Origin of the sequence: Paraburkholderia sp. HP33-1, assembly GCF_021390595.1 — a bacterium.
In the GTDB taxonomy this organism is placed as follows: domain Bacteria; phylum Pseudomonadota; class Gammaproteobacteria; order Burkholderiales; family Burkholderiaceae; genus Paraburkholderia.
In genome coordinates this window covers 212,608-224,743 of the sequence record NZ_JAJEJR010000002.1, presented here as the reverse complement: position 1 = coordinate 224,743, position 12,136 = coordinate 212,608, and the positions used below count along the sequence as shown (strand labels likewise).

The window sequence follows — 12,136 nt, the reverse complement described above, 5'->3', positions numbered from 1 at the left end:
GCGGTCGACCGTCGTCCATGCCGATGATGAGGAGTCGGCCCGCGAGGTGCTGGCATCAGCGAAAACGGCCCCGGTATTGTGCCCGAGGTGAAGCAGCGCTTGCTGGTCGACCCAGTTATCACGAACGCCGGCGTTGGTGGCTCCGGCATGATTTTCTGCAACCGCGTTATGCAGTCCTTTGGCGAGAGTGTCAGGATTGCATCCGCGCCCGGCGCCGGCACGACCGTGACGCTGGAATTCCCAAATTTCAAGAATCGAATGCACAGGAGTTACCAATGAGCAATACGATTGCCAACCAGACGCCGCCCCCGGCGATTCTGTTCGTTGATGACGAAGCCACTGCGGTCAAATACTTCGAGCGCGCCATCGGCTCGATCGCGCCGGTGGTGACGGGCGCCTCCGTGGAGGACGGCAAGGCAATGCTGGATGCCCACGCCGCCAGCCTGGCCGTGCTGGTGTCCGACCAGCGCATGCCGGGTGAACATGGCAACGAACTTCTGCGCTATGCGCGCGAGCGCTATCCCCACATCGTCCGGATCCTGACGACGGCCTATTCGGAGCTAGACCAGACCGTCGAGGCCGTCAATCAAGGCCAGATACATCGCTATATCAAGAAGCCGTGGGACATCACCGCGCTGCGCATGGAGATGAAGCAGGCGCTGGAGCTGGCGGGACTGCGCAAGGAACGCGACCAACTCGTGCGCGAGAAGCTGGGTGTGCTGCAGACGCAGACCGTGGCCACCCGCATCGGCATAGTACATACGCTGTGCGCCAGCCTGATCGGCCCGAGCCGCTTCCAGCCGGTGGAAACCTGGCTGGTCGGCAACGAACTGGCTGGTACGCGCAATGCCGAGCCGGACTGGCAGCGTATGGACTACGCCGACCTTGTGCATGCCGAGAGCGAATGCAGCGGCAGCTTCGGCCACGCGGTCAGCACGAGCCTGATGAAGTTGCGTACGCGGAATGCGGGGCGCAGCGCTGCCAATGCGGTGGAGGTCTTCACTGAAGTCCTCGGCTCGTCAGTAAGCGGCGGTGGCGATGCGCTGGTCTGGACTTCGCCGGCCACGCTGAGCGAGTTCCTTACCCGGCCGGTGGGTCAGGTCGTCTCGGCCGAGCACGCTGACTGGCTGGCCTGCCTGCTTTGGCTGGAAGAAGCCGGCGGCGCCCTGCAGTTTGTGCGTGAAGGTGACGCCATCATCTGCCGCGCCGGCACACGCGCTGCCAGTTTTGCGGCCGACCGCCTGGCAGTCTGGATCGAGCGGTTCTCGGAGCCGGCGTTCGACCAGTCGAAGTAGACGGCCCTCAAGAAGGGCGACGCGGCAGTACGTCTCGACGGCGGGTCACACTGACGTTAAGGCAAGGTGGTGTCAGCCTGGTTTGGCATCCTTCGGTATGGCGAGGGACATCGCCAGTCTGCTACTCCACGCAGGGGGTGCGGTGGAAATCCTGGACTTATTTCTGTCCAGGATTTCTGCAGCAGATCACCGCCTTCATTGATTTGCAGAGGAAATCAAGCTAACCCACCGCCAACCTCAGCGCTGAAAAACCTCATCAGCGACCCAACCCTGATCAGTCAGATGCACGCCCTCACGCAATTGCATCGTCCCCGCCCCTTCGATCACACGCTTGACCATCGGGAACACGCGTTGCGCGTCGGCGTCCTTCGCCCACGGCGCCGGGTCGATCTTGTACGTGTAGATCACCGACGTCACCATCTTGCCGTCCATCTTCATCGGCCGTTCCCATCCGACCACTTTATCCAGCGATAGCGTGGCCGCGCAAAAATCGGCCGGATGCGTGACGCGCGACGTCGCCGTCGCCACTACTTCCGGAATGTGCAGATAGTACTTCTGACCTTCCGGCGTCAGCTGATACTGCCGCGCGGACGCAGTGATCTTCTTGCCGTCCGCATCTACGCGCTCGACCAGCATGTCCTTGCCTTCCACCAGACCGAGCTTTTCGAGAACCGGCATCTGGATCGCGTCGCGCGTGCCGTTGGTGCGGTCTTCGGTCGTCGTGTAGATCGGCCAGTCGTACTTGGCGAGGCACAGATGGCCGCGCTTGCCCAGGTAGTCGTTGATGGTGGCCGTGAAGTTCTCCTGATTCGCGTCCTGACTCTTGTCGTGGCAGCCCGCGAAGAGCGTCAGGGCGATCAGGGAAAGCGTGCCGCCTGCGAGGCGGGCGGCGGTGGAGCGTCGCGTCATGTCGTTGTTGTTCAGGTTGAGTGGCTTGATTGAATGTCTTCAGTTCACGCAGGCGCCGCTCGTCGGCGTCGTGGCAGGCGGCTGATAGCCGTCCGTCAGCGTGTTCAGGAAGCAGACCAGATCCGCGATGTTCTGCTGCGTCAGCTGCGGCGTCGAGTGAACCGGGCGCGCCTGCGCGCCGTCGGCCGCGGTCGTGCCGCCCGCCTTGGTCTGGCCTTGGCCCATCGGCAGTTCTTCGTCGATGTTGCCCTGGTAGGCGGTGGGCAGATCGTTGAACGGCGTAGCCGTCGCGCCGGACGCGGCGCTCGGGAACAGCGCGTAGGACGGGCTCTGGACCATGTTGCTGCTATCGCCGCCGGTACTCGGATACCAGTACTCAGGGTTAGTGTCGCGCGTATTGTAGAAGTTGAGCACCTGCACGAGCGAATGGAACACGCCGTTGTGGAAGAACGCCGTGCGCGTCGCGACGTTGCGCAGCGTAGGCACCTTGAAGCGGCCGCAATACGGATCGGGCACGTTGACGCCGGTGAATGAATCCAGACCCGCGCCGCTCGTCGCGGTACCGGGCGTGTGGATCGTGTTCAGCGGGCCACACAGACCCAGGTCGTAGTACGCGGTGTTGGTGTTGCTCGGGATCGGGTCCGGGTTGTCCGGGATCGACGTGTCGTTACGCGGCACACCGATCGCCTGATACGTGAAGTCGGTCATCAGTCCGACCGAGCCGTTGAAGTTCGCGCCCGCGTAGTGGCAGGCCACGCAGCCGGCGCCCTTGTCGGTGTCGTTGAAGAGTTCGAGACCGCGCAACTCGGCCGCCGTCAGCGCGCCGCCTACCTTGTTGGACTCGTACAGGTCGAACTTGCTCGAATACGGCGCGAAGCTCGGGTCTTCTGTCTCGTATGCCTGGATCGCGAGGCCGATGTCGGTGAACGCGGTGTCGGCATTGGCGAACACGCCCGCGCCGAACGCCTGCTGGAACAGCGATGCATACGACGCGCTCTGCACGACCTTCACGACGTCGGCCGCCGATGCATTGTTCATTTCAAGCGGATTGAGCAGCGGCAACGATACCTGGGTGGCGAGCGTCGTCGCGCGGCCGTCCCACATGAAGCCGCCGCCGGGCGCGCTCTGCGTGATGCCGTCGGGGTTCTCGGCGACGTCGCTGTACGGTGGCGTCATCGACTTGTAGCGCAGCGACGGCACCGCGCGCTGAGCCGCCACCGACGGATCGGAGCCGAGCTGCACGGAGAGGCTGTTGGGCGGCCCGTACGCGTATTGCGGGTTATGGCAGGTCGCGCAGGCCATGTTCTTGTTGCCCGACAGGTTCTTATCGAAGAACAGCTGCTGGCCGACCTGCGCCGCGGCGCTCAGCGTGACCGTCGCGGGCGGCGCGACGCTCGTCGTGCCGCTGCTGCCCGACGACGTCTGGCTCGAGCCGCTGCCACCGCCGCCGCATGCGGTCAATATCAGGGAGAGCGCGCACAGCACGCCCAGAGTAAGTGTTCGCATGACGATGTATTGGTACGTCAGTCCAATTGCCGGACGGTCCTGGCTGGGCCTCGTGCAGGGCCTGGCTAACTGCGCGTACCGCTAAGGCCGCGTGGCAATGGGACGAACGGAATGGAAAACTGCCGGGCCACTCGATACGTGGCCCGGCAGCAAGCGCTTCTCGCATCTGGCCGCGATACAAGGCGGCGAACCGGCTTGTATCGCATGCGGATCGGCTCCTTACTTCGCCGACTTCAACGACCAGATGTTGGTCTGGGTCGCGTCGGGGCCAGGGCCACGCGATGCCAGCGACGTGCTCGTCACGTCGACCGCGTTCAGCTTCTGCGTGTAGGTCGCCGGCGTGATGTACGCGTGGTTCATCGGACGGACCGAATCAAAGTGCGTATCCGCGCTGCCCGCGAGTTCCGGCAGGTTCGCGATGTTCGCCGCGATGAACGATTCCGTGTACTTCGCACGAGCGAGGTACGTGTTCGGCTGCTGCGGGTCGCCAATCTGGAACATGTCCTGCAGCGTGCGCACGAACGAGAAGTGGCTGTACTCGTCGCTGTCCACCACGTTCGGGTTCGCCTGGTTCGTCGCGACACCGAAGATCGAGTTGCCGTGACCATGGTTGCCCTGGTAGTACAGCGTCGTCGTGAGCGGCGTGTACTTGCCGTTCGCATACGACAGCGGTGCCTGGTTCACGTTCGACGTGACCGGGTTCCAGCCGCAGCACGAGGTCGAGCTGCCTTCACCTTCATCGAACATCACGACGATCGCGACCTTGCGGTTCGGGTTGGTCCAGATCGGCGAAGCCTGGATCTTGGCGACCACCTGACGCACGTAGTCGTCGCCGCGCTGCACGATCGCGGTGCTGCCGCCCAGGCACGACGGATCGCCGCTGCTAAAGCCGTGCATGTCGTCACACTGGTCCGGCATGATGAAGTTCAGGTTACCCACGTCGCCGTTCGCGAGGTCGGTGCTGAACTGGTCATAGTTGTAGCCGGTCGGAATCGAATAGGCCTGCGATTGTGCGAGGGCGGTAGCGTCGTACTGCGTACCGAAGATCGTACGGTTGTCGGAGTGGAACTCCGGCAGGTTGCGCACATCCTGATAGGCCATGCCCGGGTGATGCTTGGTCTTGTACAGACCGTTCGGGATGGTGAAAGCGCTGCCGCTGGCGCCAGGGCCAGTGTAGGTAGCGCTGACCGCGGTGTCGGCGATGCTGTCGGAGCGCGGGTCCTGGCCCGGGTTCATCGATTCACTATAAGTGCGCCAGGTCATGCCGGCCTTTGACAGCAGAGTGAACAGGCTTGGCTGGCTCGTTATGTTGTGATTGGCTACCGAGCCAGTCGAGGAGCAGGCCGCGTTCGTGAAGTTCGACAGATGGGTGGCGTCCTGCGGCGGCAGTGCGCCGGTCGCGACGAGCGGTGCGCCGTCCGAAGCGGTACCGCCTGCGAAAGCCACGTCGGTCGGTGCGTTTGCGCCGGTCGTGCCCGCGCCGCAGCCCCACCAGCTGTCGTCGACGATGCCCCAGTCATCCGCGCCGCCGAGTGCCGTGTAGTTCGGCTCGCTCGGGTTGCCGGTCGCGTAGTAGGTCGTGAACTGCGCGTTGCTGCTCAGGAACGTGTTGATATACGGCGCGCTCGACGAACCGAGAATACCCGGCGTACCCGTGACCGCACCCACGCTGTGGTTTTCGAGCATGATCACGAACACGTTGTCGTAACGCGGAATGCCTTCGACGTTGAACGCGGCCTGCTGCGACTGTGCGTACGTGATCGGCGCTTGCGTCTGCGTCGACTTCACGGCAGTCAATGCGGTCACGCCCGATACGCCGACGATCGACGGATCACCGCCCGCCACCGCCAGGTTGTCCGGGTACATGTCGCCGCGATCGAGCTTGGTCGTCGCGTACGTATAGCGGTTCGCGAGCTGGTTGTCTTCGAACAGCACGGCCTGCTGCTCGACGCCCGACAGATTGTTCACGTCGCCGAGCGCGTCGGCGGCGCTCACCGTCACCGACGATGCGCCGAGTGCCGGCACGCTCAAGCGCGACGCGACGTTGGCCTTCTCAGTGGCGTAGCTCGTGCCGTTCGCTTCGACGAGACGCTGCACTTCCGTCGACATCGGGCTGATCACGATGTTCGACGCGCCCTGGTCGGCGATCTGAGCAGCCGAAGCGCGCAGGATCAGGTGGCTCGCGACAGCCGAGCCGCTTGCCGTGTTGGTTGCCTTCGTGCTGATGTCGGCGATCAGCTGACCGCTCGCGCTCGATTGCAGCGAGAAGTGGCCTTTGCTGTCGGTCGTCGTGCTCGCTTCACCCGAATCGCACTTGCCGTTGCCGTTCGTATCGAGGCAGACGGTCACGCCGGCATAGTAGCCCGCGGCGACGGTCGGATTACCGGACGTGCCGCCCGCCACGAAGTTGGAAGCGGTCACGACGCCCGAATACGTCGTGCTCGCCGTGTCGTTGTGATTGGAGCCGCCGCAGGCTGCGAGAACGCAGGCTGCCGCGATTGAAGTGAGAATCAGACTGGCGCGTGGTGCTGAACTGACCGACATTGTGAGTCCCCTGTTGACTTGAATGCGAGTTTTCCGCCCGAATGGAACAGATCCGTGTTTTTTTACGCTGCCGGATTATCGAGCGGCAATGTTCCCCTTTTATGACATGAAAGTTTTAATGAACGTTTCCGTAAGCCCGTCCCCTTGAATGCGAAAGGGTGTATCTCATCGACATGAAATGCCGCGCCGGAATGAGGTGTGCTGCGATGGGATGGGGTTGGCAGACCCGGCGACGTCGGGTCTGCCGTCAATGAGATCGCTGCGACGAATACAGCTTGAAGGGGGGAACGACTGAAGTCGGGACGGCTAGCGCGAGCCTTTGTCAGCAATGCGCTGCTAGCCGTGACGGGCAGCAGCGCGAAGCCAATTCGAGTATCGGCGCATCAGATGCTGCGCCCTGGTAGCAAAGCAATCAGAACTGCTCGATCCACGTGGCGAGGCGATCGGCGGCGAACTCGCTTCGGCGCTGTGCCGGCCGGAACGCGATCGCATTGCCTTCACGTACAGGTCGCAGTGCAACGTCGTTGCCGTCGAGCCACAGAAGGCTCGCCAGCCATGCCGCGTGTCCGTTCGACACCGCGTTGTTGCCTGGCTCCGCGAGTAACTCCGCGAGTGCGGCCGGTTGGTCCCACACGAGACCATCGTCTTCGCGCCGCACGTTGATGCCTGCCTCGGAAAGCGTCCCGGCCAGCACCGTCAGCGCGTCGCTCGCGGTCGAACTGCCGTGGCGATTACGCAGCGTGGCGAGGTGCGCCGCCACCGTATGACCGAACGCGCCGCTGCGGGCACTCTCGGCCGCGATCAGATCGGAGTGGTCCTGCAGCAGCCAGTCCGGCTCGGAGTTCGGCATGTCGGCGAGTGCCGCCGCGGCGAGGTAGGTCTCGACCGGCTGGAAGCACTCGGGCCCGATCAGCGTGGCCGACAGCGTGCGCACCAGACCAACGCGCGTGGCGACGACCTGCTTTTGCAGCACGCACAGCTTCTCGCGCACAAGCGTGTCACGCTCCTTGCGCAGCTCGGCCAATTCGAGCGCCTGCTTCAGTTCCATGCGCAACGCTGTGATGTCCCACGGCTTCTTGATGTAGCGATGGATATGACCCAGGTTGACAGCCTCGACGGTCTGATCGATCTCCGAATACGCGGTCGTCAAGATCCGCACGACATGCGGATAGCGCTCGCTCGCATAGCGCAGCAGCTCGTTGCCGAACTCGCGCGGCATGCGCTGGTCGGAGACGAGGACCCCCACCCGGTCGCCATGCTCGTCGAGCAGCGCCTTGCCCTCTTCCACCGAGCCGCCAGTCAGGACCGGCGCCAGGCTTGCGATGGCACGCTGGAAGTACTTTACGGCGGTAGGTTCGTCATCGACGAAGATGATCGCCGGCGCCAACTCCTCTGTAGCTTTTGCTTGGTTCATCAACAACTCCTGTGCGTTCGACCTTTGATATGAGGGAAATCCAGCACGACGGCGGTGCCTCCCCCCGGCGTGGACTCGATCCTGAGTCCGCCGCCACAGGACTGCATGACACGGTTGCATAGAATCAGGCCCAAACCGTTCCCCCCGGATTTCGCGTGCGTTGTAATCGGGTCCGTCAACAGGCGGTCTTTGATCTCGATCGGAATCCCCGGCCCGTTGTCGCAGATGCAAATACTCGGGTGGGGTTCCGTCGTCACGGTAAAGCGCACCGACGGCGACGGCACATCCGCGAGCGCGCGCAGCGCGTTGGACAACAGCGACGACAGCACGAGCGCCACGCAATTCGGTTGCGTGACCACCGGAAAGTCGCTGTCGACCTCGACCTGCACCCACGAGCGCTGCGCCGTCGTAAACGGATACGTATCGAGCAACGCCGAGATCAGCCCTTGCGCGGTGCTCTCGATGCGTGCCTCGTTGTCCTCCTGTTGCCGGCGCCCGTTGTGGACCGAGCGCCAGAACGACGACACCACCGCCATGCAGTACTGCGCGCTCTCGCGCATCGATTTGGCGGCGCCGAGAATTTCGCCGTCCGCATCGCGCTGCGCGTCCGTGCGATCTTCGATACTGTGCGCGTTCAACGCGATCGCCGCGAGCGGCGTATTCAATTCGTGCGCGAGAAACGCGAGGGTTTCGTCGATGGCAATCAGGCGCTGATTCTGCATCGCGCGTTCGTGGGAGCGCTCGAACGCGAGTTGCAACGTCTCGCGGACCGCCGCCGGCTTCAGCGGCTTTTCGAGAATGCGGAACACCTCGCCGGTGTTGACCGTCTGCAATAGCATCTCGACGTCTGCATAAGCGGTGACCAGAATGCGCACGATGTGCGGATATTCCAGCGCCACCTGGCGCAGCAGGTCACCACCATTGCGCCCCGGCATGCGGAAGTCCGTAACCAGCACCGCGATGCGGGAATTGTCCTGTTCCAGGATCGCGATTGCCTCGTCGCTGCTCGTCGCAAGCAGGACCTCGTAATCCGCACCGACGGTGCGCGCGAAATATTTGCACGCCAACTCTTCGTCATCGACGTAGAGAAGCGTGGGTTGTGTCTGTCGGATGTCATTCATGATGTTTCTCAGAGGGCGGGCGACAGATCGAAACTGAATGCCGCCCAACTTCCCAGCTCGCTCTCAGCGAACAGCAGACCGCCGTGGCGCTCGATCACCGCATAGCTGATCGACAGCCCAAGGCCCAGGCCCTGTCCCACTTCTCGGGTGGTAAAGAACGGCTCGAACACGCGCGGGAGATTCTCCGGCGCGATGCCCGGCCCGTTGTCTTTTACCTTCACATGCAGGCGCTCTTCCGTCCATCTCACGTTGATGTGAATCGTCGGCGCGGGCGTGCCCGCCTTGCGCATTGCCAATACCGCATTCGACAGCAGGTTGATCAGCACACCGATGATGGCCGCCTCGTCGCCCTGCACCAGCGTATCCGCGGGCAACTCACGCGTCACGGTGACGCCGCGCAATTCATGCCCGACGAGCCGGATCGCGGATTCGAGCGCCTTTTCGAACATGAACGGCGTACCCAGCTCCGCCTCGGCACCGGGCTTGCGATACGCGAAAGTCTTCAGATCCGACACGATGTGCTGGATGCGCTGCATGCCCTGCCGCGCGTCGACCAGACATTCCTGCAGTGTCGGCTCCTTCTTCGAGATCGGCTCTTCCAGCGCAACCTCGATTGCCATCAGGCAGAAGTTCACCGGGTTATTCACTTCATGCAGCAGGCCTGCGGCGAGCGTACCGATTGCCGCCATTTTTTCCTGTTGCAGCAGTTTGCCCTTGATGTCGACCAACTGACGATTGATCACTTCGAGCTCGGCGTTCTTCGCGGAGATCTCCGCGTTTTTCTCGGACACTTCGGCCTTCAGACGAAACAGCATGAAGCGCACGCGTTCGTTGAAGAACGTGTAGACGGCACTCGCGGCAGCGGCGAACAGAAGCAGCAGGACATTGACGCTCATCGTGTCGAGCGGCACGCCGCCATGCGGAGGCAGCAGGCAGGCAAGCAGATACAGAAAGCACGATAGCACGCCGAACACGAGGTTTTGCCACAAGCCAAACGGCAACGCAATGCCGGACGCGAAAATCGCCAGGTTCAGGCCCATGTAGTAGGGCGACAGCACACCATCGGTGCGCCAGATCATCCACGAAATCATCACCTGCGGCAGCAGCAGCCACGACAGCGTCAGCCATGAGGCAAGCCGCCGCCCCATGTCGGTATCGAGCAAGGCCACGATACCGCCGATCATCAACGACACGAGCAGACGCGCGAACGCGAAAGACGTTTGATATTGCGGATACTGCGCGTAATCCAATCCCACGCCGAGCAGCACGAGCGCGATGGCAGTGCACGCGCCGCCACGGCTGAACGCGACGCGAAAATCGGCCAGCTCGGTTTGATAGCCGCTCTGCAGGGGACTGATAGTCATGACAGGTATGTCGACACGGTTTCAGAGGATCGTGGCTTCGGCGAACACATTCACCCCGGTCTCGTCGACGTAGAGCTTCTGGTCAGTGGAGTTGGGGGGAAGCAGCGAGCTCATGCCGCTCTCGTTCCGATAGATCAGATACCACTCGAGCAGATGCTCCATTCCGTACTTCTCCGGATTCGCCAAATGGACGTTGGTGACCAGCAGCTGGCCGCCAGCTCGCGTGCGAGCGGCGAAGTAACTCAGAAGGCGCGCGCAGACCTTGTCCGACAGATAGTCGAACAGGCCCGCGCAGTACACCGCGTCGAATTCCCGCGCAGAGGGGTCCGATGAAATCTTACGCTTGAGCAGTTCGTGCACCGACTGATGCACCATGACCACCGATACTTTGTGGCCCGCGGCGCGCGCCGAGCTTTCGATTGCGCCCTTCGTAAACGCCAGCGTTTCCTCGCTGAAGTCGACCAGTTCGAACGACAGCAGCTCCGGATGCGGATATTCACGCACGAAGCGCTGGATCTCGAAAGCGGGGCCGCAACCGACGTTGAGGATGCGGAACGGTCTGCCGGCCGCGCGCGCTGCTTCGGCCTGACGCGTCAGAAAGTCGAACAGCAGCGTGATGCGGTTGCGGTGCGCGGTTGCGACCGCCGCCTGCAGGAACGCGGCATTGACGATCTGGAAATAGGTGGTCGGTCCCTGCTGCGGATCGCTGAGGATCTGGTTGACCATCTCGTAGTCGCCGGCATAGCCGAGCGGCTTCGTGAACGTGCGATAGACAAACGGCGCGCGCAGCAGCAACGGATGCAATGCCGATTGCGCATACGTGCGATGCACTGACGCGATTTCGGCGTCGACGCGTTCGGCCTCTTCCTCGAGGCGGTCGAGGAAGAACTTGATCTTGAGCATGATCGGCGTGGCGAGCTCGTAGAACAGGTCCTCGCGCAGCCTGCCTCCTTCGGTCTTCGGCAAACTCTCGGTCAGATCGACCTGTTCGACCCAGCGCGACACTTCCGACAGGAATGCGCGCATCTCGTTCACGACGATCTGATAGTCGCGCCTGATATTGAAGCGCGCGTCCCAGTCGCTAATAAAGAGTTCTGCTTCTCGTCCGACCGAGTTCGCTTCATTGGGCAGAACGCTAAGCTCGCGCCACTCGTCGAGCAGTGCCAGAGAAACCACCGCGGTGAGACCGGTGTTCACCAGGCTCACCACCACGGCCTTGCCGAAATAGGCATTCCTGGTGCCCATGCGCACGCTCAGCTCGCTTAACACCTCGCTGACCTGCACAATGGAGTAGGGGTTATAGACCTCCATGACCAAAGACTTTCTCTGGAGGTTGATGATCTTCCCACGCACATGCTCGCGCTGAGAGTTACGGAAGCTGACCACCGGGTCGATTTGCGTTTGAGAGTACACGGTACAAGTACCTGAGGAATCCGGGAACGCAGCAGGGTGTTGGAGATGTCCAGCGAATGGCTGCCGCACGCACGACACCAGCGACAAGTCGTGGACGTGCTTCAAACCACAGTTGAGCTGGAAACACTAAAGCCTTTTGCCAGAATGGCTCCAGCGGGTTGCAGTGTAACATCAACACGTCCAATTCTGATCGAGGTTAAATTCGGGATGAAACGTATGCGCAAGTTTTGCTTGCGAGCACGTCCGGGCTTTAGAAAGCCTCTTTCGAAAATAACCATTTGAAACGACTTCGCGACCGCGCCGCGCAATCGCCAATAATTCGTTTCTCGACAAAGACTTGCAGTCGTATTGCCACGCCGGCAAAAGAATCCCCTATTACGGAGTTGCGATACGCGCGCGTCCTGGGCCTATGCCAATTGGATTATCCCGGTTACTCGACTTTGATGCACCGTGCATTCGCCGAATAATTTTTCTTTGTTTTATAGCAATTCACGTCCGGCGCAGCAAACTTATTTCTCTCTGTGCGCGGGCGCGAGTACCGCCCGACCATCGAGCGGCTCGCGCACTCGT

Annotated in this window: 8 protein-coding genes and 1 pseudogene; 2 read left to right on the top strand and 7 right to left on the bottom strand. The window is 62.1% G+C overall.

Translation table 11 applies throughout. The features are described from left to right. Positions 1-54: 54 nt before the first annotated feature. Together L0U81_RS17055 and L0U81_RS17050 are read left to right on the top strand one after the other, a co-directional pair. Positions 55-279, top strand: a pseudogene (locus L0U81_RS17055) (ATP-binding protein); the annotation flags it as partial. After that, the gene (locus tag L0U81_RS17050; protein ID WP_233804729.1) at positions 276-1,295 is read left to right on the top strand and encodes a response regulator; all 1,020 of its coding nucleotides are present in this window, start codon (positions 276-278) and stop codon (positions 1,293-1,295) included. The pseudogene L0U81_RS17055 and the gene L0U81_RS17050, both read left to right, overlap by 4 nt. 237 nt (positions 1,296-1,532) lie before the next feature. On the opposite strand, the gene L0U81_RS17045 is transcribed toward L0U81_RS17050, so the two are convergent. The 7 genes from L0U81_RS17045 to L0U81_RS17015 all read right to left on the bottom strand — a co-directional run bounded on the left by L0U81_RS17045 (position 1,533) and on the right by L0U81_RS17015 (position 11,566). Continuing rightward, on the bottom strand, positions 1,533-2,204 hold the full coding sequence (locus tag L0U81_RS17045) for a hypothetical protein (protein ID WP_233804728.1): 672 nt from the start codon (positions 2,202-2,204) through the stop codon (positions 1,533-1,535). A 39-nt stretch (positions 2,205-2,243) separates the two neighbouring features. Beyond that, positions 2,244-3,710, bottom strand: a complete 1,467-nt coding sequence (locus tag L0U81_RS17040) for a cytochrome-c peroxidase (RefSeq protein WP_233804727.1) — start codon at positions 3,708-3,710, stop codon at positions 2,244-2,246. 219 nt (positions 3,711-3,929) lie between these two features. After that, the gene (locus L0U81_RS17035; protein WP_233804726.1) at positions 3,930-6,254 is read right to left on the bottom strand and encodes an alkaline phosphatase family protein; all 2,325 of its coding nucleotides are present in this window, start codon (positions 6,252-6,254) and stop codon (positions 3,930-3,932) included. A gap of 412 nt (positions 6,255-6,666) precedes the next feature. Beyond that, positions 6,667-7,668 (bottom strand): response regulator, encoded by a 1,002-nt coding sequence (locus L0U81_RS17030; RefSeq protein WP_233804725.1) that lies wholly within the window; start codon positions 7,666-7,668, stop codon positions 6,667-6,669. Then, positions 7,668-8,789: a hybrid sensor histidine kinase/response regulator gene (locus L0U81_RS17025; RefSeq protein ID WP_233804724.1), complete on the bottom strand. Its 1,122-nt coding sequence runs from the start codon at positions 8,787-8,789 to the stop codon at positions 7,668-7,670. The genes L0U81_RS17030 and L0U81_RS17025 overlap by 1 nt, the downstream gene beginning before the upstream one ends. An 8-nt stretch (positions 8,790-8,797) precedes the next feature. Further along, positions 8,798-10,153: a sensor histidine kinase gene (locus L0U81_RS17020; RefSeq protein WP_233804723.1), complete on the bottom strand. Its 1,356-nt coding sequence runs from the start codon at positions 10,151-10,153 to the stop codon at positions 8,798-8,800. A 21-nt stretch (positions 10,154-10,174) separates the two neighbouring features. After that, positions 10,175-11,566, bottom strand: coding sequence for a class I SAM-dependent methyltransferase (locus tag L0U81_RS17015; protein WP_233804722.1), 1,392 nt, complete (start codon positions 11,564-11,566; stop codon positions 10,175-10,177). Positions 11,567-12,136: the final 570 nt, after the last annotated feature.

Coding starts and splice junctions, on each gene's coding strand:
- L0U81_RS17050 (WP_233804729.1), top strand. CDS start 276: ATGAGCAATACGATTGCCAACCAGACGCCGCCCCCGGCGATTCTGTTC.
- L0U81_RS17045 (WP_233804728.1), bottom strand. CDS start 2,204: ATGACGCGACGCTCCACCGCCGCCCGCCTCGCAGGCGGCACGCTTTCC.
- L0U81_RS17040 (WP_233804727.1), bottom strand. CDS start 3,710: ATGCGAACACTTACTCTGGGCGTGCTGTGCGCGCTCTCCCTGATATTG.
- L0U81_RS17035 (WP_233804726.1), bottom strand. CDS start 6,254: ATGTCGGTCAGTTCAGCACCACGCGCCAGTCTGATTCTCACTTCAATC.
- L0U81_RS17030 (WP_233804725.1), bottom strand. CDS start 7,668: ATGAACCAAGCAAAAGCTACAGAGGAGTTGGCGCCGGCGATCATCTTC.
- L0U81_RS17025 (WP_233804724.1), bottom strand. CDS start 8,789: ATGAATGACATCCGACAGACACAACCCACGCTTCTCTACGTCGATGAC.
- L0U81_RS17020 (WP_233804723.1), bottom strand. CDS start 10,153: ATGACTATCAGTCCCCTGCAGAGCGGCTATCAAACCGAGCTGGCCGAT.